The following is a 21,746-nucleotide window of genomic DNA, read 5'->3' as shown; positions in this document are numbered from 1 at the left end:
GGGCCTTAATTGTGTTGGGTGCGGCTTACCAGGGGATGGTGCTGCCGTCGAACACCCGGAAGCTGCCGGACTCGTCCTCGCCTAGGTTGCTGATCACCGAGATCATCCCCGCCACGCTCTCTTGTGGGGTGAAGGTGGCGTTGCTGCCGCCCATGTCGGTCTGTACCCAGCCCGGGTGCAGCGCCACGGTTTTCACCCCTTGCTCCGCCAGGTTACGTGCGGCGCTGACCAGGATCTGGTTCAGGGCTGCCTTGGAAGCGCGGTAGCTGTACATGCCGCCGGAGCCGTTATCGTCGATGCTGGCCACCCGGGTGGACAGGGCGGCGATAGTCTTGAGTTCACTGGCGGCGACGTTGTCCCGCAGTGCCTGGATCAGCAAGGCCGGCGCCACGGTGTTGATGTTCAGCACCTTGAGCCACTCCGCCTGGGTCATGCTGCCCAGATCCGCACACTGCTCACCGAGCACGCCGGCGTTGAGCAGCAGATGGTCAATGGCGCGGCCTTGCAGCTGCGCGGCCAGCGCCTGGATCTGACCCTCATCGGTCACGTCCAACGGCAGCAGCTCAATATTGGAGTGGCTGTTGGCCAGTGCCTTCAGGGCTTCGGCGGATTGGGGCGAACGACAGCAGGCCAGCACCTGCCAGCCCTTCTCTGCGTATTGGCGAACAAACTCCAGCCCCAGGCCACGGTTGGCCCCGGTGATCAAGACGGTGTGCATGACGGCTTCCTCGGTGATGCGTTTTTACAATGGCTGCAGGGTAGCCTTGAAGCGCTGAGTTGGGCAGGGCTGCCAGGGCAAAACAGTTTTGTGATTTTGACAATAACGCCATACCGGGCAGGGGGTTAGCCGCCACTGCTTAATCTCACCCTTTGTCGAGCATCTCAGGGGTCACCAGTGGCTTGCCCTGGCTGTCGAAGAAGGGGCTGGGTCGGTTCTTGCCGCTGAGCTTCCAGCTCAGCATCCGGGCCAACAGCTTGATCATGTAGCGCTTGGAGGAGAGATCACCCAGTTGCTCTTTGGGTACTCGGCTCTTGGCGTCCTTGAGATGGACCGCCACTCGCACTGGCCCCATCGCCTGATCGGCGGCTTGCGGATCGGCGCGGAAGCGATGGATCAGGCCAACAAAGGGGATGCGGGACGATAGGGTATTGGCGATGGGGGTGTTGCAGCAGCCGGCGTACCAGCGATAGGGCCCTTTTTCGCTCAAACGTAGACAGCGGATCTGCTCCTGGCCCTGGGTAAAGCGGATCTGTGCCGGAGCTAGCTGGTAGACATCAGTACCGCCTTGGGGGTCCAGCGTCAGTTCGGGCTGCCCCAGGTGCTCGGCGTAGCGCTGGCAATCGGCGCAATAGCAGCGCCCCCGGGTACCAATGCTCGGCTCGATATCCAGGGCAATGCCTTGGACGGTACCGCATTGGCAGGAGAGTGCGACCTCGGCCATGGTCAAAATCCTTCTTGATGTGCGTTGTTCGAGTCTGCCTCAGTGCTGCTGTGGCTGCAAATTCCGTCCCAAGGTTGCCTCGCCCGGCATTATCACACCCCTGTCATCTGCGGCCCGCAGGTTAAAGGATTAAGGTGTCAGCAAGCCGCGATCTGCGGGGTGATTGGGTGTATTGGGTTAAAACGAAGGCCGGCGAGCTCTGGCCCTTATTGTGGGTATTGCTGTGGGCCTGGCTGCTGAGCGGTTGTGCGGCGCCGCAGCGCACCCCACTGCCGGCGGGTCAGCCAGGCTTTCCACTGGATATGACCGACATCCGTATCTGGGATGGTGAGCTGGAGGACCCGGCATTCGAGGCGCGGCTCCAGCAGCGCATGGCCGAGCTGGGCCAGGATTACTTTGTTGATGGCCGGGGCCAGCCCCGCCCGCTGCATCACCTGGCGCTGTCCGGTGGCGGCGCCAACGGAGCCTATGCTGCCGGGATCCTCTCCGCCTGGAGTGAGCGCGGTGATCGACCCCAGTTTGATATCATCACCGGGGTCTCCACCGGGGCGATCATCGGGATCTTCGCCTACTTGGGCCAGGACTATGACCAGGCGATGGTGGACTACTACACCACCACCTCGATGGAGGATCTGTTCAGTCTGCGCAATCCCTTCCGTATCCTCTCCTCCAAATCGTTTTTCGATACCGAACGCTTCGAGCAGGAGGTGCGTGAGACGGTCAACTGGGAGGTGATGACCCGGATGGCGGCGGTGCGAGCCAGTGGTCGATTGCTGCTGATCGGCACCGCCAACCTGGACAACCAGAGGCTGGCCATCTGGGATCTGGGCCGCATCGCCCAGGTGGGCACCCCACAAGCACTGACCCTGCTACAGGACCTGGTGATCGCCAGCAGCTCAGTCCCCGGCGCCTTCCCGGCCAAGTTGTTGTCGGTCTCTTCCGGCGGCGAGCAGTTCGACGAGATGCACGTGGATGGCGGCGTATTGCGCCAGGTGTTCCTGATGCCCCAGTGGTTGAATCTGCATGAGTTGGCACCGGACAACCCTAACCGGGTTTACGTCATCCGCAACGGTCCGATGCTGCCAAGCTATCAGGCCACCACCATCACCATGACCCAGATCGCCGCCCGCTCCATGGAGTCGCTGTTCATGAGTCAGGGCAACGGTGACGTGGAGTTTATCTACCACTATGCCCTGGCCAATGAGTTCGAGTTTCGGGTGGCGCACATCGACACCGATTTCCAGGTGCCGCACCCGCCCATGAGCCTGGACTACATGCAGGCGTTGTTTGCCTATGGTCAGGACAAGTTCCGTAAAGGCGCGGTGTGGGAGACGGTACCCCCCAGCCTGCGCAAGCTGGAGAGCTATAGCCAGCAGTTAGATCAGTTCGAGGGATTGGAGGTGCTGGGCCAGGCGGCTCCTTGAGATGGACAGACCCGGCACGCCAGGGTGCCGGGCGGGGGGTTAGATGGGTTTAAAGAACATCCGGCCGTGGGCCACGTCCAGCAGCACCTGGTGTGCTTTCATCCAGTCGCTGCCGATGATCCCCTCAATAGGCTGTTCGCCGGCTACCACGAACTGGGCGTTCACATGTGAGATATCCACCACCAGGATCACCTCCATCGGCAGCGCCTTACCGCCAATCTGGAAGCTGCTGATCTCGGCGCTGTCCACCTGCAGGCCCTGGCCTCCGACGCCGGCGGCGGTGCTGCCGGTGTCTTCTGATTGCAACTGCAAGCGCTGGCTGGTTTGTGGGGTGATCAGGGTGGCGCCGGAGCCGGAGTCGCAGACAAAACGCATCGGCTCGCTGCCGTTGATCTTCACCTCTGCCACCAGGTGGCCCGAACGCATCCGCGTTAATGGCGCCACCGCATAGCCCATCTCCTCGAGTTGCTCGCCAAGGGCATCGGCGGCTCGGGCGGCTTTGATGGCAGCCGGGGTGGGGTAGCTATCGGCGAGGGTGTTTTGGGGCAGGGCAAGCAGCAGGCAAACCAGCAGCGAGGGTCTTAAAAAATGCCGCATCACAACTCCTTTGGTGGGGTTGGCATAGCCCTACTGTAGCCCATGTTTGGTGGGGCAGGAATTCAACAAAGGGTCAAGAATGAATTTCGCTCACCGTTTCAAACCACCTGACTCGGCTCCAGCTCATGGCCTAAAGCCTGCCGCCAAGGGGTTGGTCTGCATACTTTTTCTCACGCAGTGCTCGCTAGACGGCCGATACCTGGCGATGTGAGCTGTCGCTTGGCAATCTGTTGCTGCTGGGCGCCATAATGGCGGCTTGTCGTCACGGGGGTTAAGGAGTCGGTATGTCAGAGCAGTGGCAAAAGATGGTGAGCGGGCAGAACTACCAGCCTTGGGATGCGGAGCTGACGGCCAAGCGCCAGCAGGCCAAGGTGATCTGTCATCGCTTCAATCAAACCTGCCCCAGTGAGGAGTCGCAGCGCCGTGCCTTGCTGGCGCAGCTGCTGGGGCAGGAAAGTGACGCCCACATCGAGGCGCCATTTCATTGTGACTATGGCAGCAACCTCAAGCTGGGCAAGCGCTTCTATGCCAACCACGGCTGCACCTTGCTCGATCCCGCTGCCATCGTCATCGGCGATGACGTGCTGCTGGCCCCCGGCGTGGTGATCGCCACCGCCACCCATCCCATAGATCCTGAGCGTCGGGCTGCCGGCGAGGAGTCTGCCCAGGCGATCACCATCGGCAATCGGGTCTGGCTCGGTGCCAACGTCTCCGTCTGCCCCGGTGTGACCATCGGCGATAACGTGGTGGTGGGGGCGGGCAGCGTGGTGACCCGGGATCTGCCGGCCAATACGGTGTGTGCGGGCAACCCAGCACGGGTGATCCGGCCGGTCGAGTGAGGCTACCTGCCAAAGTTTGGCTCAATAAATCAATACCCTGAGCCATCACACTGGGTCATTGAATAGTGATCTGGTGCGCAACAATTCATCAGCAGGATACGCATAATGCGGGGGCCTGACCCCGGCGGATGTGGCAGTTCGCGCGGCGAGGGCAGCGCTGCCTCGCTGTCGTTCCCAAAGCGAGGCAATGACAAAAAAAGATAACAAGGATCCGATATGAGCCTCGCACTCATCCTACTGCTGGTGATCGCCTTTATCGTGGTGGCCACCTCCAAGTTCAAGCTACACCCCTTCCTCACTCTGTTGCTGGCCTCCTTTATCGCGGCCTTCGCCTATGGCCTGCCCAGTGCCGACATTGCCAAGACCATCGCCTCGGGCTTTGGCGGCATCCTCGGTTATATCGGGCTGGTGATCGTGCTGGGTACCATCATCGGTGTGATCCTGGAGAAGAGTGGCGCTGCCATCACCATGGCGGATACCGTAATCCGGGTGCTGGGCAAACGCTTCCCCACCCTGACCATGTCCATCATCGGCTACATCGTCTCCATTCCGGTGTTCTGTGATTCCGGCTACGTCATCCTCAACTCGCTGAAGCAGTCCATGGCCAACCGCATGCGCGTCTCCAGCGTGGCCATGAGCGTGGCCCTGGCCACCGGCCTGTACGCCACCCACACCTTTGTGCCGCCGACGCCGGGCCCCATTGCCGCTGCCGGTAACCTGGGGCTGGAGTCCTCCTTGGGCCTGGTGATCTTCGTGGGTGTGTTTGTTGCTGCCATCGCGGCCCTGGCCGGGGTGCTGTGGGCCAACCGCTTCACCAACGTTGAGCCGGACGGTGAGGGTGCCGAGCAGCTCAAGCAGCAGGTGGAAGATTTTGACAAGCTCAAGGCCGAGTACGGTGTGCTGCCCAGCGCTGGCAGTGCCTTTGCCCCGATCTTTGTGCCGATCCTGCTGATCTGCCTGGGCTCCATCGCCAACTTCCCCTCCGCCCCGCTAGGTGACGGCCTGCTGTTTGACGTACTGGCCTTCCTGGGCCAGCCGGTGAACGCACTGCTGGTGGGCCTGTTCCTGGCCCTGCGTCTGCTCAAGAGTGACGACAAGGTGCAAGAGTTCAGTGAGCGCATCAGCCAGGGCATCGTGATTGCTGCCCCGATCCTGCTGATCACCGGTGCCGGTGGTGCTTTCGGTGCGGTGCTCAAGGCGGCGGACATCGGTACCGTGCTGGGTGAGTCCCTGTCCGCCTTGGGCATCGGTATCCTGATGCCCTTCGTGGTGGCTGCGGCGCTGAAATCCGCCCAGGGCTCCTCCACCGTGGCGCTGGTAGCAACCTCTGCGCTGGTGGCCCCCATGCTGGGTGACATCGGCCTGGCCAGTGAGATGGGCCGCGTGCTGACCGTGATGGCCATCGGTGCCGGTGCCATGACCGTGTCCCACGCCAATGACAGCTTCTTCTGGGTTGTGACCCAGTTCAGCCGCATGAGCGTGAAGCAGGCCTACAAGGCCCAGACCATGGCCACCCTGGTGCAGGGTCTGACCGCTATCACCCTGATCTACCTGATGAGCCTGGTGCTGTTGTAAGCCACAGCTGCAATTCCTGCTGATAAATCACGCCCAGGGCGGCTTGGCTGCCCTGGGCGTTTTTGTCTCTGCCGTCTGGCATTGCGCTCGTTTATCCATTGATAGCCTGAGCTTTTACTCCTCTGGGCAGAACGGAGCCATCTGTTGTTGGCTGGGATGTTTTTGGCCTGATGATTGGATCGGAGCAGGGCTTTTGGCGCCAGCTTCTGATCGGGCTGGCAGGTTCGGTGGATCCTACCGTTGCACGCCCTTGTGATCGCCTTGCTGCTCGCTAGAATCGGCGCGAATTTTCAACTCACTCGACGTGCGAGGTGGTGTGTGAGTCCCTCTCATTCCTGGCTGGAGGATCTGTTCTCCCTGGCCATTGGTGTTCTGGTGGTGTCGGTGGCCATCGTGGTGCTCAAGCAGGCCGGTGTCCTGGTGGGCGGCGTTGCCGGTTTGGCCCTGCTGATTGGTCGGGTGTTCGAGCTGGAGTTTGGCCCGCTGTTCTTTGCCCTCAGCGCCCCCTTCTACCTGATGGCCTGGTTCCGCATGAACCGGGTCTTTACCCTGAAGAGCCTCGGCTGCGTTGGCCTCATCGCCTGGCTGTCTGAGCTGCTGGGTCAGCGTATTGCCATTGATGGCTTAAGTCCGATGATGGCGGCGGTGGTGGGCGGCGTGCTCTGTGGCCTGGGGTTGCTGGCGCTGTTTCGCCACAACGCCAGCGCCGGCGGCTTCAACGTGCTGGTGATGTACTGCCAGGAGCGATTTAACCTGCGCGCTGGCTACCTGCAGATGGGGCTGGACCTGGTTATCCTGGTAGCCACCTTCTTGCTGTTCAGTGCCGAGACATTGCTGGCCTCCACCCTCTGTATCGTGCTGATGAACGGGGTGCTGGGGGTCAACCACCGGCCGGGGCGCTACACCGCCCAGCCGGGCCTGGTAAGAACTTAGCTGCCGAAACAAAAAGCCCGCCTTGAGCGGGCTTTTTTGTGGGCGAAGAGGGCCGATGGGCTCAGCCGGTGCGGTCGGCGTGCCAGGTGAGCTGGTCCAGCGGGTAGCCAAAGAACCACTTGGCCCGCTCCACCACGATACGGGTACGGATCGAGCGGATGGCCAGCTTGGGATCGTCGGTCAGTCGGTCGCAGCAGGCATTGAGCGCGTCCACGTTGGGAAAACAGGTGAAGGATATGTAGTCGATGTCACCGGCCACCCGCAGGCAGTCCATGATCTCCGGGATCTCTGCGATGGCGGCCTCGAACCGGCGCCGGGCCGGGGCCCCGTTGTCCGCCAGGGTGAACTCCACGTAAGCCAGCATATGTTCGCACAACTGGTCCAGATCCACCTCGGCGTGAAAGTGCTTAAAGTAGCCGGCTTCCTTCAGCGCTTTGACCCGCTGGAAGCAGGCACTGGGGGAGAGATTGACCCGCTCCGCCAGTTCCACGTTGGTGAGGTCCGCCTCCAGGTGGAGGGTTGCCAGGATCTTGCGATTGATGCGGTCGACCTTGACCGGTTTGCTTGCCATAGGGGGCCTCTGTATGGATGGTCTGTTGGCCAGAAAATGCCTTAGCGGCGGTACGTATCCGTCGGCGCGTCTCTGGCAGTGCTTATGCGAAAGCTGGAGCTTTTCGCGGCAGACAGTGGTTGCTGCTTTATTCACCCGAAATGACTGGATATTGGGCGATCGCGATCACGTACGGCATTCTTCAAAAAATTGTTTCTCAAAATGCCTAGCTCTTTTCAATATCCTTTTTTCAAATTGGCAATCTACAAAATATCATTTTTCTGCAAAGTCCGACAATGAGGTCTTAGTCACTTGGGGCTCGCGGATGAGCCTGCTGAAAAAACCAACAACAATCGAGGCTTGCCATGGAATCTGCCCTGTTTCGTCCCACCCTGCTGTCCTGTGCCATCGCCGCATCACTGATGGGCGTCGCCCTGCCAAGCCAGGTGCTGGCGGAAGAGGTTCTGGAGCAGGCGGAGATTGAGAAGATCACCGTGGTCGCCCGGGGCCGGGTCGAGACCCTGCAATCCATCCCGGACAGTGTCTCTGTGTATGACGAAGCGATGATTGAGAAGGCGCGGATCCGTAATGTCCGGGACGTGGCAGATCTGACCCCCAACTTCAGCCAGCTCGATAACTTCCGTCCGGGCCTGGCGCGGATCCAGATCCGCGGCATGATCACCCCCCAGGTGGGCGAAGCCCCGCTGGCGGTGGTGGTCGACGGGGTGACTGCACCGGACCTGGAGTTCATCAACCAGGATCTGGTGGACATCGAGCGCATCGAGGTGATGCGCGGTGCCCAGGGCGCGCTGTACGGTCGTGGCGCCATCGGTGGGGCGATGATCCTCAACACCAAGCCGCCCAGTGACGTGCCGGAAACCCAGCTGTCGGCCAGCTACGGCCACGCCAACAGCTATCGCCTTACCGGTGTGACCTCCGGCGCCATCAGCGACAACGCCTTCTTCCGCCTCGGTGGCTACACCCGCGGCACCGATGGCCAGATTGAGAACACCTTCACCGGCGAGATGGCCGATCACTTCAAGGAGCACGGCCTGTTTGGTCAGCTGCGCTTTGAATTGGGCGACGACACCGAGCTGAACCTGCGTGGCCGCTATGGCAGCAGCGAGGGTGGCCTGGCCTACTACCAGGGGGTCACCGCCGACAGCTGGGACGACTTCTCTCTGCAGATGTCGCAGAACGTGGTCAACGAGGACAACCGCGATGTGATGGAGTTCTCCGCCCGCCTCAACCAGTACCTGGAGCTGGGCCAGTTTGAACTGATCGCCGGCTATAGCGAGTCCAAGCAGGACAGCTTCTACGACTCCGATTACTCCGCCGTGCCCTCGGATTTCATCTTCCACTACGCCGGAGCCATCGAGGGGATTGCCAACGTGGATGCCTGGACCTTCGAGAGCCGTTTCACCTCTCACGACGACCAGCCGCTGCGCTGGGCGGTGTCCGCCTTCTACCAGGACCGGACCCGCTACACCGCTACCCACAGCTACGACGACCCCATCGGCGATCAGCGCCTGACCCGCAGCGATTTCGGCGATGACCTGCTGCTGTTCAGCATCCTCGATGACAACCGCAGCCAGGCCTGGGGCCTGGCCGGCCAGCTCAACTACGACCTGACCGACCGCCTCGAACTGACCGGCGCGCTGCGCTATGACGAGGACAAGCGCAGCTCGGTGGACCCGCAGGATGTGGCCGGCACCTACGCCGAGGATACCTTCAGCCAGTGGCAGCCCAAGGTCTCCCTGGCCTACCAGATCACCGACCGGACCCTGCTCTACACCGGTTACTCCAAGGGCTTCCGCTCCGGCGGCTTTAACGAGCCCCATCCGGATGTGTCGCGCATCTACGACAAGGAGGTGTCCGACAGCTTCGAGGCCGGCTTCAAGACCGATTTCTGGGATGGCCGGGTGACCTTGAACGGCGCCGCCTTCTACATCGAGCAGGAGAATGCCCAGATCACCCAGTTCAACGTCGACACCTTCACCCTGGAGAACCTGTCGGTGGACGACGTGACCCTGCAGGGGCTGGAAGCGGAGCTGGCCATTGACCTGACCCGTCAGCTTAACCTGCAGCTTACCGGTGGCATCATCGACTCCGAGATCAACGAGTTTGAGCGGATGCCAGAACTGGTGGGGGAGCCGCAGCTGTGGGTGTCGGACTTCAATTTCAACGCCGCGTTAAACCACAGCCTGCCGCTAAACAACGGCTGGCAACTGGAGTCACGGGTGGATCTGCAGGTCAACGGGCCGCGCAGCTTTGATATCTTCCTCCCGGAGATCCGCTCCAACACCACCACCTTCCTTAACGCCAATATCGGCCTGGTGGCCGACCAGTGGCGTCTGACCGCCTACGTCGACAACCTGACCGACGAGCGTACCGCGGAGGATCTGTTCCTGCTGGACGATGGCGTCACCGAGCTGGTGCGTCTGCCCAACCAACCGCGTACCTTTGGCGTTGAGATGAACTACCGCTTCTGAGCCCGTTTGAATGATGAAGAGCCAACCCTGTAACGCCGCCGTGCAGCCCCATGACCCCAGCCCGCTGGAAGATTTCGCCACCACTCGGGTGCCGGAGTCGCGCACCCTCAATGGCTGGCGGGTGGGGATGGTCAACGGCGGGCTGGCCTTCACCGTTCCGGGCTTGATCACCGGGCTGGAACTGGGCCGGGCGCTGGGCTTTTACCAGGCGCTATGGGCCTTTGTCCTCGGCGGCCTGCTGCTGTCGCTGCTCGGTGCCGTGATGGGCGTGGTGGGGCGAGACAACCGACTCACCGCCTGCATGATCAACCGCAGTGTATTTGGCCGCTACGGCTCGGTGCTGCTCAACCTGGCTTTTGCCGCTGCCTTGCTGGGCTGGTACGGGGTCAATATGAACCTGTTCAGCTATGTCGCTGGCGAGTGGTCGCTGGCGTTGTTTGGCAGCAGCCCCAACCCCTGGGTGTTTGAGCTACTCGGTGGCGTGGTGTTCACCCTCACTGCGCTGTACGGATTCCGCTTGATTGAGCGCCTCTCCACCGCCTTTGTGCCGGTGCTGATCCTGGTCACCCTGGCGATGGCCTGGCTGAGCCTGGGGCAGGGCGGCTCTGCTCTGCCTGCGCCCAGCGGTGAGATGGGGCTGGCGGAGGCGATCTCCATCGTGGTGGGCAGCTTTATCGTCAGCGTGGTGCTGATGCCGGACTTCAGCCGCTTCGCCCGAGACCGGAGTGATGCCGTGGTGGCCAGCTTCTGGCCTTTCCTTGGCCTGTGCACCCTGGTCTACGTCATCGCCGCCTACGCCGGCGCCCGTACCGGCAGCGACGACGTGCTGCAGGTGATGCTGCTGCTGGGTATGGGCAAGCTGGCCTTTATCGCCCTGGTGCTCTCCAGCTGGCTCTCCACCGCGGTCAATCTCTACAGCAGTGCCCTGGGGCTCAACGCGGTATTCACCGGGCAGAAGATGTGGCGTATCGCCGCCCTGGCCGGGGTGCTGGGTACCCTGGCAGCCTGGCTCAACCTACTCGACAGCTTTACCGATTTCCTGTTTGGCCTGTCGGTGCTGTTTACCCCGGTGGCCGCCATCGTGGTAGTGGATTTCTGGGGGCGGCGCGGCGGCCAGGCGTACGACCAAGCCGCTCTGCCTAAGCGCTGGAACGGGCCGGCACTGCTGGCCTGGGCCGCCGGCGTTGCCATGGCCGTTGCGGTAAACCAGGGCTGGGCCCGGCTTTCGGGTCAGGAGGTGCTGGATGCGCTGGCGGTTACCGTGCTGTGCTACTGGGTTCTGGCCAAGGTCTGGCCAGCGCAACCGGGCACTGACAGCTGATTTGTTTTGCGGCCGTGCGGCTACCCTGTTGCGCGGTCTGGGCGTTGGCCCCTTGTTGATTTCTCTATTGGCGGTAAAGGGTTATGAAACACCTCGATAAACAAGATCTCATCGACATCCTCCACGGCTGTGCCGTGCTCGGCACCGGCGGTGGCGGTGAACTGGATGAGGGGTTTGAGTACCTGGACCGGGCCTTTGCCGCCAACAAACCCTTTCGTCTGGTCAGCCTGGACGAGGCACCGGATGAGGCGCTGATCTGCACCCCTTATATGCTGGGCGCGATCTCGCCGATGCCGCCGGAGCAGGAAGCCCAGTATCGCCGCCTGCCGCAAAGTGGCGAGCCGCCCATCGACACCGCCTATCGCCGCTTGAGCCAGTACCTGGGCCAGCCCTTCTACGGTACCGTTTGCTGCGAACTGGGGGGCTCCAACACCGCCATCTCTTTCTACGTGGCGGCGATGAACGACGGCATGATCATCGATGCCGATCCCGCTGGCCGGGCGGTACCGGAGATCACCCACTCCACCTACTATCTCAATGATCTGCCCGCCGCCCCCATCGTCGCCGCCAACGAGTTTGGCGAGTGCTTCGTGCTGGAGCAGGTAGTGGACGATCAGCGTGCCGAGACCCTGGTGCGGGCACTGTCGATGGTCAGTCGCAACGACATCGCCGCCATCGACCATGCCCTGCCGGTCTCGCAGCTGCGCTCGGCGCTGATCCCCGGCACCATCTCCAAGGCGCTGGCGCTGGGCAAGGCGCTGCGCCTGGCCAAAGAGGAGGGCTCGGACGTGGCCGTGGCCATTGCCGAGCATGGTCAGGGCCGGGTGGTGTTTCGCGGTCAGGTGTCGGAGTTTGACTGGCGTACCGAGGGGGGCTTCACCCTCGGCGAGGTCAGCATCGACGGCAGCGGTGAGTTTCAGAGCCATGATTACCGCATCGACATCAAGAACGAGAACCTGGCCGGTTGGCTCGATGGCCAGCTGCACGCCACCATTCCGGAGCTGCTCTGTCTGATTGACTTGGATAAGGGAGAGCCGGTACTCAACCCCAACCACCGGGTGGGCATGAACGTGGCGGTGGTGATCCTCCCCGCTCCGGCGGCCTTTGTGACCGAGCGAGGCCTGGCGGCCTTTGGCCCGAGCTATCTGGGGCTGGACCGGCCCTTTACCCCGGTGCTCGACTAAGCCTTTATCTCAGGCTCAGTCCCGATCGGGCTTATTGAGGTGGTAGTGATGGAGCAGGGTGAGGCCTAAGCTCAGCAGCAGGCATATCCCGCTGGTGGTGATCCAAGTGGGGATAAACCAGCTGATATAGGTCTCGTAAACAAAGCGCCAGCGTGTGCCGCTGGCATCGTGGAAGATCCCGCCGGGGTTCTCCAGCCACTCCATGATGGTGACCCCGGTGCTGGTGAGCAGGGCCACCAGCAATCCAGCCACCAGGGGGATGCGCCAGCCCCGGTGGAGCCAGCGTCGCAGCGGGGAGATGATCACAGGCTCCGATTTTTCCTTTGCTTGCATCTTGAGGCAGCCCTCTACTCTGATTGCTCTTGTTCCGGCTGGATTTCGCGCTGGGGCAGTGCCTTTGCCAGTGCCTCACACAGCGCATCGGGTTGGTCGGTACCGATGAGGCGACTCTTACCGTCCTGGGTGATCACCTTCACCGCATTCAGGCCCGATACCCCGTAATACCAGCCATGGGGCGTGCGTTTCACCCCCAATCCCCAATACCAGCGGGTACGGATCGCTTCCACCTGCTCTATCTCCCTCAGCGGCAGCGATTTGCGCCAGAAGCCCGGGCCAAAGTGCCACTGCAGCTGGTTGTGGTGGATGGTGACCGTCAGGCTTTGAAACAGCACCAGCAACACCGCCAGCAGGATCAGCACGCCCAGAGTCAGCACTGTGGGGGTACTGACCAGGCTCAAGCCAAACACCAGGGCAAAGGCGCCGAGGATTGCCATGCGGATGGCCAGGCCAGGCTGGGTGTGCTGATAGCTCATGGTCGCTCGATGGAGTCGGTTGAATGTTAACCAGTGTATGGTCAGGCGGTTGCCACTGACAATGCGTTAAACCAAACACGAGCAACAAATATTCATCAAGAGCTTTGGTTAGATGGGCTGTCAGTTTAGAGAGGGCGTCGTATCAAAAGTCATGTCATAGACCTTAACTTCTGTGCATCGTGGCCCACCCGCTTTGAGCCGACTTTGAGGTGCCCGAGAGAAGCCCCGATAGGGAAGGTAGAGGGCCAGGAAGGCCCGAAAGGCCAGCGGAGGCATGGATGCCGACTCTGGCCGAGACCGCAGCCTGTAGGGGTGAGAGCGAGGATAAGCACCGAACGGAGGCAACGGGGGTTCCAAGGGGGCGGAACGCCCCTTTGGTTGCTGCCGGCAATCCGGCAAAGCTATTAGCAAAGAACGATAAGGGAAATTTAGTAGTTAGCTGGAACGACAGTTAACACAAACAAAAAACCAAAAACCAAAAACCCGAGCATCTGCTCGGGCTTTCTCCGTTTTACTTAGACCGCTTCCGGGTAGTCGGTGTAGCCCTCAGCGCCGCCACCGTAGAAGGTGGCGTGGGCGGCGTAATCCACCGGCGTCAGTGCCAGGCCCTCACGACAGCGACGGACGAAGTCCGGGTTGGTGATAAAGGGCTGACCAAAGGCGATCAGATCCGCGTAGCCCTTCTCCAGCATCTGCTGGCCGCTGGCCAGGGTGTACTTGCCCGCCACCATGATGGGGTGAGGGTAGATGGCGCGGACCTGGGCACGGTAACTCTCCGGCATCTCGGTGTAGTTGGAGATGTTCTCGGAGAAGTGCAGGTAGGCCAGGCCCAGCGGTGCCAGCTTCTCGATCGCCTTGAGGGTCAGCTCGGTGATCTCCGGATCCGCTTCCGGGTAGCCCTCAGTGACGAAGGGGGAGAGGCGGATGGCGGTGCGATCGGCGCCGATGGCGTTGGCCACAGCTTCAGTCACCTCCAGCATAAAGCGCATCCGGTTTTCCTGGCTGCCGCCGTAGCGGTCGTCACGCTTGTTGCTGGCCAGACGCATGAACTGGTCGATCAGGTAGCCGTGGGCACCGTGCAGCTCCACCGCATCAAAGCCGGCGGCCATGGCGTTCTTAGCGGCCTGGACAAAGTCGGCGATGGTGGCGTCGATGTCCGCCTGGGTCATGGCCCGCGGCGTACCGGTTTCGATCATGCCAAAGCCTCCTTCCGGCAGCGGCCCGAACACCTGGTCCGGGTGTTTGCAGGCGGAGGCGGAGACCGGGGTCTCACCGGCGATGCTGGCGTGGGAGCGACGGCCCACGTGCCACAGCTGGATAGCAATCTTGCCGCCCTTGGCGTGGACCGCGTCGGTCACCTCACGCCAGCCGTCGATCTGCGCCTGGGTGTAGATCCCCGGGGTCAGGGAGTAGCCGCGGCCCACCGGCGAGATGGGGGCACCCTCGGTGATGATCAGGCCCGCACTGGCCCGCTGGGCGTAGTACTCGGCCATCATGGCATTGGGGCGATCGCCGGGCTGGTCGGTGCGTGAGCGGGTCATCGGCGCCATGGCGAAACGGTTTTCCAGGGCGGTGGCACCCATCTGAAAGGGGGTAAAGATCATGATGTTCTCCAGCTTAGGCGTCGGCATTGGGGTAATCGGTGAGGCCTCGGGCGCCGCCACCAAACAGGGTTTCCGGGTCGTGCTGAGCCAGGGTCAGACCCTGCTGCAGGCGACGGGGCAGGTCCGGGTTGGCCACGAACGGACGACCAAAGCCGATCATGTCGGCCCAGCCTTCGCTCAGGGCCTGCTCGGCCCGGGCCTTGTCGTACTTGCCGGCGTAGATCAGCACGCCATCAAAGGCCGCCCGCAGCGCCTGCTTGAAGCCCATCGGCATCAGCGGTGCATCGTCCCAGTCCGCCTCGGCGATGTGCAGGTAGGCGATGCCGATGCGGTTGAGCAGCTCGGCGGCGGCGGTGTAGGTCTGCTGCGGGTGATCATCCACGGTGCCGTTGAGGGTGGTCAGCGGTGCCAGACGCACACCGACCCGGTGGGCGCCGATCGCCTCACTCATGGCACGGACCACCTCATCGAGGAAGCGCAGACGGTTCTGCAGTGAGCCACCGTAGGCATCGGTACGGGCGTTGGCCTGGGAGTCGATGAATTGGTTGATCAGGTAGCCGTTGGCCGCATGCAGCTCGATACCGTCGAAGCCGGCCTCGATGGCGTTGCGGGCCGCTTGGGCGTACTGCTCGACGATCTCGGCGATCTCATCGGTGCCCAGGGCACGGGGGGTCACTACATCGACAAAGCCCGGGGCGTCGCTGCCGTTATCGACAAACACCTTGACCCCCTCGGCCTTGAGCGGCGAGGCGGAGACCGGCTGGGCGCCACCGATGTTGTCCGGGTGGGTTACCCGGCCCACGTGCCATAGCTGGGCGAAGATCACCCCGCCTTGAGCGTGTACCGCCTCGGTGACGGTCTGCCAGCCGGCGATCTGTGCCTCGCTGTGGATCCCCGGGGTCCAGGCGTAGCCTTTGCCCATCGGGCTGATCTGGGTGCCCTCGCTGACGATCAGGCCGGCGCTGGCACGCTGGCCATAGTATTCGGCCATCAGCGGATTGGCGACGTCGCCAGGTTGGCTGGCACGGGAGCGGGTCATCGGCGGCATAACGATGCGGTTGGTCAGGGTGTGACCGGCCAGGGTGATCGGCTCGAACAGGGACATGGGACCTCCTAGGGGAATGCGGGGCAGGCGGACAGCCTGAAACCATGGCCAGCAGCATACGCAAGCCGGGGGGCAAGATTTAGAGCAATAAAGGCAAATGCCTTTTGTGAAAACAACAAAAAAGCCGGACCCTGGGGCCCGGCGCGAAGAGGGAGGATTATCCCTTACTCAAACCCTTCCAGCACGATCTTGCCCTTGGCCTTGTTGGACTCCAGCAGGGTGTGGGCACGCTTGATGTTGTCCAGGGTGATGGCACCGAAGTGCTGATCCAGGGTGGTCTTGACCGCGCCTTCGTCCACCAGGGTGCTGACCCGGTTGAGCAGCTGTTGCTGCTTGACCCGATCGGCGGTCTGGAACATGGAGCGGGTGAACATCAGCTCCCAGTGCAGCGACACGCTCTTGCGCTTGAGCGGCATCACGTTGAGCTCAGCCGGGTCGTCGATCAGGGCGATCTGACCCTGGGGCGCAATCACCTTAACGATCTCGTCGAAGTGGCTGTCGGTGTGGGTCAGGCTGATGACGTCGTCGACCTGGTCGATGCCCAGCTTGTCCAACTCCTCGGACAGCGGATTGCGATGGTCGATCACCAGATCGGCACCCAGCTCCCGGGCCCAGGCCTGGGTCTCCGGTCGTGAGGCGGTGGCGATCACCCGTACCGAGGTCAGTCGCTTGGCCAGCTGAAGCAGGATGGAGCCCACCCCGCCGGCGGCACCGATCACCAGCAGGTCGCGGGACTGGTAGGCGCTGGTCTGGTCCAGGCGCAGGCGGTCGAACAGCAGCTCCCAGGCGGTGATGGTGGTCAGCGGCAGTGCCGCGGCTTCGGCAAAGCTCAGCGACTTCGGCTTGTGGCCGACGATGGCCTGCTCCACCAGCTGGAACTCGGCGTTGCTGCCCGGACGGGTCAGGTCGCCGGCGTACCACACCTCGTCACCCACCTCGAAGTCAGTCACCCGGTCACCCACGGCCACCACCACGCCCGCAGCGTCAAAGCCCAGTATGCAGGGGTTCTCTTCGCTGGCGGCGGCACGACCGCGCACCTTGGTGTCCACCGGGTTAACCGAGACCGCCTTGACCTGCACCAGCAGATCGGTGCCGCTGGCTTGCGGCGTGGGCAGGTCGAGGGCTTTGAGGGTGTCTACGTCACCGGCTTGGGTCAGGCCAAAGGCTTTCATGGAGAGCTCCTATCGGGTTAATCACGGGATTCGCTATGGATAGACAGTTTAGTTGCGATATATTTTTGAAAAACCCTCTCCAGCTTGTATCTCTTTCAACGAAATTTTGAAGATGAAGGCACTCCAGGATCTCCAGCTGTTCTCACTCACCGCCCAGCTCGGCAGCCTCTCCGCTGCTGCTCGTCAGCTGGGCATTACCCCCGCCGCCGCCAGTGCTGGCCTCAAGCGGCTCGAGGCGGAGCTGGGCACGTCGCTGCTGATCCGCTCCACCCGCCAGCTGCGCCTGACCGAGGCCGGCGAGCGTTTTCTGCCCCAGTGTCGCCAGGGGCTGGAAACCCTGACTCTGGCGGCGCAAGGCCTGCAAAACGATCAGGCTCAATTTGGTGGCGTACTGCAGCTGTCGCTGCCCTCCGGTCTCGGCCGCTTGCAGGTGCTGCCGCTGCTGGAGTCTCTGCAGCGGGCCCATCCGCAGATGACACTGCGGCTGCAGATCACCGACCGGCTGTCGGATCTCTACGCCCAGCCGGTGGACGTGGCGTTGCGCTACGGCCAGCCCTCGGACTCTGAGCTGATCGCGCTGCCGGTCAATACCGACAATCGACGGGTGCTGTGCGCCTCGCCAGAGTACCTGGCACGCCATGGGCAGCCGGACAGTCTGGAGGCACTGAGTGACCATCGCTGCCTCTGCTTCATGCTGGGGGATTATCATCACGACCGTTGGCGCTTTGCCCGTGCTGGCAGTGAGCGGACGGTGAAGATCCAACCGTATCGCTACGCTGATGACGGCGATGTGGTGCGGCGCTGGGCCTGCATGGGGGCGGGGATCGCCTACAAGTCTGAGCTGGAGATCCGGGCAGACGTGCAGGCAGGTCGGTTGCAGCGGCTGGAACTGGGCTGGCAGGGGGAGCCGGCGCCGCTCTATCTTATCTGTGCCGGGCGCCACCGCCTGACCCCGGTGGTGCGGCAGCTGCACGACAGCCTGGTTCAGGCGTTGGCTCCCCAGCGCGCTGGACTAAGCTGAGGGAGCAACACCTTCAGTCATCAGGTTTTTTGTCATTAGGAGGCAACATGCACAATCCGGTGGGGTGGTTTGAGATCTACGTGTCCGATCTGGACCGGGCCAAGGCGTTCTATCAGGCGGTGTTCGATGTGACCCTGAACGAGCTGAATCCCGCCGGCGGCGACGGGCCGGAGATGTGGTCCTTCCCCTGGGAGGACAACGCCCCGGGTGCGCCGGGGGCGATCTGCCGGATGGACGGGGTGGCCCCGGGGGGCAACAGCACCTTGGTGTACTTTGGCTGCGAGGATTGCCAGGTGCAGCAGGACCGGGTCGAAGGGGCTGGCGGTAAGGTGCTGCGGCCGAAGATGTCCATCGGTGAGTACGGCTTTATCACCATCGCCATGGATCCGGACGGCAACACCATCGGCCTGCACTCGATGCAGTAAGCGGGCAAGCCGGGTCGGTTCAGCCAGGCAGTTGTCAGCACGGGCCGAGCCAATGCAAGGCTGTGCAAACTTGGATTACGGCCAAGGGGGCCTGTGCTAGCGTGGCGCCATGATTTCCCGCTGAACCTTGCATCATGATCAAACACGCTGGCCGCGCCGTGGCCCTGACTGCCGCTGGCCTGACCCTGGCTCCGGTACTGGCCCCTGCACTGGCCGAGCCGGCCCCGCTCAACTTCATCTGGATCGTCGCCGATGACCTGGGCTACGGCGACACCGGCTTTAACGGTTCGACCCAGATCCCCACCCCGCACATGGACCGCATCGCCGAGGCCGGCATCGCCATGTCCAGCGCCTACGTCTCCGCGCCGGTGTGTGGCCCCTCCCGGGCCGGCTACCACACCGGCATGTACCAGCATCGCTTCGGTCACGAGGGGCTGGTGGGCAACAGCGGCCTGGGTACCCCCACCGACGTGTTGATGATCCAGGAGCACCTGCAGACCCTGGGCTATCACACCGGCCTGGTGGGCAAGTTTCATGACGGCAAGGCGGAGCAGTACCAGCCCTGGAACCGGGGCTTTGACGAATACTACGGCTTCAATAACGGCGCCCTGACCTACTGGGTAGGGGACAACGAAGAGCAGCTGCTGTATCGCAATGACACCCTGGTAGAGCGGGAGGACCGATACCTGACCGATGCCTTCGGCGAGGAGGCGGTGGACTTCATCGCCCGCAATGCCGAGTCCCCCTTCTTTCTGGAAGTGGCCTTTACCGCCCCCCACGCGCCGATGGAGGCCACCGAGCAGAAGCTGGCGGAGTTTGAGCATCTTGGCGAGCGCCAGGTGGTGGCGGCGATGATCTCCAGCATGGACGACGCCATCGGCGACATCCTCGACGAGCTGGAAACCCAAGGGATCGCCCACCAGACCATGGTGGTGCTGTTCAGCGACAACGGTGGCAAGCTCAGCAACCAGGCCGACAACGGCCCGCTGCGGGATCAGAAGGCCACCACCTTCGAGGGGGCGCTGCGGGTGCCTTTTGCCGCGGCCCTGCCCGGAGTGATCCCCGCCAAGCAGCGCTCCGACGTAATGATCAGTGCGCTGGATCTGTTCCCCACCACGGTGCTGCTGGCCGGCGGTGAGCTGCTGCCCGATTGGACCCTGGATGGTAAGGACATCCTGCCGGTACTGACCGGGGCCAGCCAGGTCAGTCCCCATGACCAGCTGTTCTGGCGCTACAACAACCACTGGGCGCTGCGGGATGGGGATTGGAAGCTGATGCGCTCCGGCCGTCACCCGATGATGCTGTTCAACCTGGCGGACGACATCGGTGAGCAGGACAACCGCAGCGAGCAGCAACCGGCCCGGGTTAAGCAGCTGCGCGAGCAGTGGAACCGCACCAGTGCCGAGTTGGGTCCCGCCGCCTGGGGACCCTACAAAGGCGAAGTGGAGCGCGATTGAGCACAAAAAACCGAAGCAGAACGCTTCGGTTTTTTGTTTCCAAGGGCTTAGCCTTGGCCAGAGCCCTGGCCCCGGTGACGCACCGACCACTGGAACTGACGGCCGCCATCCGGGTCGTCCCACTGCACCGCGCCCTTGCGCTTGCCCTCCTCGGTCAGCTGCATCTGACCATCTTCGGCCCACTCCAGGTAGCCCTGTTTGGCAAACAGCTCAATCAGGGCCATGGGGCGCATCCCCAGTCGTGCGGCCAGCTCCTCAGTGGAGAGGTGCAGCACGCTGCTTTCGGCCTGTGCGGCCTCGGCTTTAGCTTCATCCTGACGTTCGGGGCTCAAGGTGGGGGTCTCCTTGCGTTGGGTCAATTGCGGCAGCGCCTCGATCAGCGCTTGTCGCACTTCATCCTGTTGGTAATGTCGCTGGGCGGGGAAGCGCAGCAGCGCCAGCTGGGCTCGTTGGCAGGCCGCCTCCACCACCACGTCGTGGCTGCGCTTACGTCGACCGCCACGCACCAGCTCGATGGCGGCCAGCATCGCCAGGCTGTGGGCATCGCAGAGCACGAAATCGAACTGCTTATCCCGCAGCTGGGCAAACTCCGCCAGCCAGTCGCTGCGATGGTCACCCCGGCCCGGGGCCAGTACGTCGGCGATCTTAACCCGGGCAAAGGCCCGGATCGGCACCGGCAGACCCGCCAGGGCGGCATTGAGGGTACTGTCGAAGGCGCGCTCTTCTGCCGTTTGGCTGCGCAGGGTCGAGCGACCGCGGCGACGGCGCCACAGCAGCCATAACACCAGCGCCAAGGCCAGTGCGAGGGTGAGGTACAAAGCGCCATCCATGGGAGTGACGGGGCCACCAAGCTGGGAAAGTTACCCTAAAGATAGTCGGCTGTGGAAGCTTTTTCCCTGAAATCCCAATTGGTTGGGTAGGAAGTGATCGGGATGGCGAGGATCAGTGCAGGGCCCGGCGCTCACCGCCTTGCTGACCCACCTGCCAGAGGAAATCGGTGGGGTCGGGATAGGCGCTGATCTGGCGGGCACCGGCCCGCTGTGCCTTGTCGGTCAGCTGCAGTTGGCCACGGCTGTCAAATACCAGGTAGCCCAGCTGAACAAAGCGCTGCACCAGCTGTTGCGGGGTCATTCCAAGGCGTTGGGCCAACATCTCGGTGGAGAGCTGCTCCCGTGCCGGGGGCTGCGCGGGCTGACGTCGGGTCGGGGAGGCCGCCGTCGGTCGATTCGCCTCACCGGGGCTGAGCGCCGCCAGGAAACGTTCCACCTCCTGCTCCACCTCACTGGCCTGGGCCAGCTTGGGCAGCGAGGGGCTCAAGGCGCGGCGCAATGCGGCGACCGATACCGTGCCTTTTAAGGGGAAGCGCAACAGCGGTATGCCGGCACTTTGGCAGGCGTGCTCCAGCAGCGGGTCCCGGACCCGACCGGGTCCATCCAGCAGGCCAAACTCTTCCAGGGTCAGCACCGCCTTGGGGGCCAGGCTGTCCGGATCGCACAGCACAAAATCGAGGGACTTCTCGCTGATCGCCTGGTAGGCGGCTTGCCACTGGCGACTTTGCTGGGGGGCTTTGGGTTTGAGCAGTTCGGCGGCGCGAACTTTACAGTAGAGGCGGTAATGGGGACCGATGGCGATCTTGAGGTGGCGAGCGAAGCGGCGTTCAACCGGGGAGAGCAGGGCGGTGACAGAGCGATATTGCCAGCGAGCGGCGCGCTGCCGTCGCAATACCCACCAGGCCAGCCCCAGGGCCGGGATGGTGGCGATCCCCAACCATTCCATGGTGTGATGCCTCCCCT

The 21,746-nt window shown here is 62.8% G+C and carries 21 protein-coding genes; 10 read left to right on the top strand and 11 right to left on the bottom strand.

Annotated elements, in window-relative coordinates:
• Positions 1–25: 25 nt before the first annotated feature.
• Together BUC04_RS05945 and BUC04_RS05940 are read right to left on the bottom strand one after the other, a co-directional pair.
• The gene (locus BUC04_RS05945; protein ID WP_067659268.1) at positions 26–718 is read right to left on the bottom strand and encodes an SDR family oxidoreductase; all 693 of its coding nucleotides are present in this window, start codon (positions 716–718) and stop codon (positions 26–28) included.
• A gap of 145 nt (positions 719–863) precedes the next feature.
• Positions 864–1,442 (bottom strand): DUF6151 family protein, encoded by a 579-nt coding sequence (locus tag BUC04_RS05940; protein ID WP_067659265.1) that lies wholly within the window; start codon positions 1,440–1,442, stop codon positions 864–866.
• A gap of 134 nt (positions 1,443–1,576) precedes the next feature.
• Between BUC04_RS05940 and BUC04_RS05935 the strand changes: the two genes are divergently transcribed.
• Positions 1,577–2,866 carry a patatin-like phospholipase family protein gene (locus BUC04_RS05935; protein ID WP_067659262.1) on the top strand — a complete coding sequence of 430 codons (1,290 nt, stop codon included), beginning with the start codon at positions 1,577–1,579 and terminating at the stop codon, positions 2,864–2,866.
• A gap of 39 nt (positions 2,867–2,905) precedes the next feature.
• Here the strand turns inward: BUC04_RS05935 and BUC04_RS05930 are convergent, their stop codons facing one another.
• A complete protein-coding gene (locus BUC04_RS05930) occupies positions 2,906–3,463 on the bottom strand; it encodes a retropepsin-like aspartic protease (RefSeq protein WP_067659259.1) in 558 nt (185 codons plus the stop codon).
• 284 nt (positions 3,464–3,747) lie between these two features.
• Between BUC04_RS05930 and BUC04_RS05925 the strand changes: the two genes are divergently transcribed.
• The 3 genes from BUC04_RS05925 (at position 3,748) to BUC04_RS05915 (ending at position 6,810) form a co-directional block, all read left to right on the top strand.
• Positions 3,748–4,302 (top strand): sugar O-acetyltransferase, encoded by a 555-nt coding sequence (locus BUC04_RS05925; protein WP_067659256.1) that lies wholly within the window; start codon positions 3,748–3,750, stop codon positions 4,300–4,302.
• Between the two features lie 216 nt (positions 4,303–4,518).
• Positions 4,519–5,877 carry a GntP family permease gene (locus tag BUC04_RS05920; protein ID WP_067659253.1) on the top strand — a complete coding sequence of 453 codons (1,359 nt, stop codon included), beginning with the start codon at positions 4,519–4,521 and terminating at the stop codon, positions 5,875–5,877.
• Positions 5,878–6,195: 318 nt separating this feature from the next.
• A complete protein-coding gene (locus tag BUC04_RS05915) occupies positions 6,196–6,810 on the top strand; it encodes a YitT family protein (RefSeq protein ID WP_067659250.1) in 615 nt (204 codons plus the stop codon).
• A 61-nt stretch (positions 6,811–6,871) separates the two neighbouring features.
• On the opposite strand, the gene BUC04_RS05910 is transcribed toward BUC04_RS05915, so the two are convergent.
• Positions 6,872–7,381, bottom strand: coding sequence for an Lrp/AsnC family transcriptional regulator (locus tag BUC04_RS05910; protein ID WP_067659247.1), 510 nt, complete (start codon positions 7,379–7,381; stop codon positions 6,872–6,874).
• Positions 7,382–7,725: 344 nt separating this feature from the next.
• On the opposite strand from BUC04_RS05910, the gene BUC04_RS05905 reads away from it, so the two are divergent.
• From BUC04_RS05905 to BUC04_RS05895, 3 genes are all read left to right on the top strand, one after another.
• Entirely contained in the window at positions 7,726–9,852 is a 2,127-nt protein-coding gene (locus BUC04_RS05905; protein WP_067659244.1) for a TonB-dependent receptor, read from the top strand.
• Positions 9,853–9,862: 10 nt separating this feature from the next.
• Entirely contained in the window at positions 9,863–11,173 is a 1,311-nt protein-coding gene (locus tag BUC04_RS05900; protein WP_067659241.1) for a cytosine permease, read from the top strand.
• An 83-nt stretch (positions 11,174–11,256) separates the two neighbouring features.
• Complete coding sequence (locus tag BUC04_RS05895) at positions 11,257–12,357, top strand: DUF917 domain-containing protein (protein WP_067659238.1); 1,101 nt, start codon at positions 11,257–11,259, stop codon at positions 12,355–12,357.
• Positions 12,358–12,372: 15 nt separating this feature from the next.
• Here BUC04_RS05895 and BUC04_RS05890 read toward each other — a convergent pair whose 3' ends face one another.
• The 5 genes from BUC04_RS05890 to BUC04_RS05870 all read right to left on the bottom strand — a co-directional run bounded on the left by BUC04_RS05890 (position 12,373) and on the right by BUC04_RS05870 (position 17,050).
• Positions 12,373–12,690: a hypothetical protein gene (locus BUC04_RS05890; RefSeq protein WP_143165550.1), complete on the bottom strand. Its 318-nt coding sequence runs from the start codon at positions 12,688–12,690 to the stop codon at positions 12,373–12,375.
• A gap of 14 nt (positions 12,691–12,704) precedes the next feature.
• Positions 12,705–13,169 carry a hypothetical protein gene (locus BUC04_RS05885; protein WP_067659232.1) on the bottom strand — a complete coding sequence of 155 codons (465 nt, stop codon included), beginning with the start codon at positions 13,167–13,169 and terminating at the stop codon, positions 12,705–12,707.
• 515 nt (positions 13,170–13,684) lie between these two features.
• The gene (locus tag BUC04_RS05880) at positions 13,685–14,773 is read right to left on the bottom strand and encodes an alkene reductase (RefSeq protein WP_067659229.1); all 1,089 of its coding nucleotides are present in this window, start codon (positions 14,771–14,773) and stop codon (positions 13,685–13,687) included.
• Positions 14,774–14,786: 13 nt separating this feature from the next.
• Positions 14,787–15,878 (bottom strand): alkene reductase, encoded by a 1,092-nt coding sequence (locus tag BUC04_RS05875; RefSeq protein ID WP_067659226.1) that lies wholly within the window; start codon positions 15,876–15,878, stop codon positions 14,787–14,789.
• A 164-nt stretch (positions 15,879–16,042) separates the two neighbouring features.
• Positions 16,043–17,050: a zinc-binding alcohol dehydrogenase family protein gene (locus BUC04_RS05870; RefSeq protein ID WP_067659223.1), complete on the bottom strand. Its 1,008-nt coding sequence runs from the start codon at positions 17,048–17,050 to the stop codon at positions 16,043–16,045.
• Between the two features lie 112 nt (positions 17,051–17,162).
• On the opposite strand from BUC04_RS05870, the gene BUC04_RS05865 reads away from it, so the two are divergent.
• From BUC04_RS05865 to BUC04_RS05855, 3 genes are all read left to right on the top strand, one after another.
• The gene (locus BUC04_RS05865; protein ID WP_067659220.1) at positions 17,163–18,071 is read left to right on the top strand and encodes a LysR family transcriptional regulator; all 909 of its coding nucleotides are present in this window, start codon (positions 17,163–17,165) and stop codon (positions 18,069–18,071) included.
• A 47-nt stretch (positions 18,072–18,118) separates the two neighbouring features.
• Positions 18,119–18,496 carry a VOC family protein gene (locus BUC04_RS05860; protein ID WP_067659217.1) on the top strand — a complete coding sequence of 126 codons (378 nt, stop codon included), beginning with the start codon at positions 18,119–18,121 and terminating at the stop codon, positions 18,494–18,496.
• A gap of 134 nt (positions 18,497–18,630) precedes the next feature.
• Complete coding sequence (locus BUC04_RS05855) at positions 18,631–19,953, top strand: sulfatase-like hydrolase/transferase (protein WP_067659215.1); 1,323 nt, start codon at positions 18,631–18,633, stop codon at positions 19,951–19,953.
• A 47-nt stretch (positions 19,954–20,000) separates the two neighbouring features.
• On the opposite strand, the gene BUC04_RS05850 is transcribed toward BUC04_RS05855, so the two are convergent.
• On the bottom strand, positions 20,001–20,771 hold the full coding sequence (locus BUC04_RS05850) for a DUF2726 domain-containing protein (protein ID WP_067659212.1): 771 nt from the start codon (positions 20,769–20,771) through the stop codon (positions 20,001–20,003).
• 124 nt (positions 20,772–20,895) lie between these two features.
• Positions 20,896–21,729, bottom strand: a complete 834-nt coding sequence (locus BUC04_RS05845; protein ID WP_082766645.1) for a DUF2726 domain-containing protein — start codon at positions 21,727–21,729, stop codon at positions 20,896–20,898.
• Positions 21,730–21,746: the final 17 nt, after the last annotated feature.

It is taken from the genome of Ferrimonas marina (genome assembly GCF_900129905.1).
GTDB classification, from domain to species: Bacteria; Pseudomonadota; Gammaproteobacteria; order Enterobacterales; family Shewanellaceae; genus Ferrimonas; species Ferrimonas marina.
The sequence above is the reverse complement of the archived record's forward strand: the minus strand, read 5'-3'. Positions and strand labels throughout refer to the sequence as shown.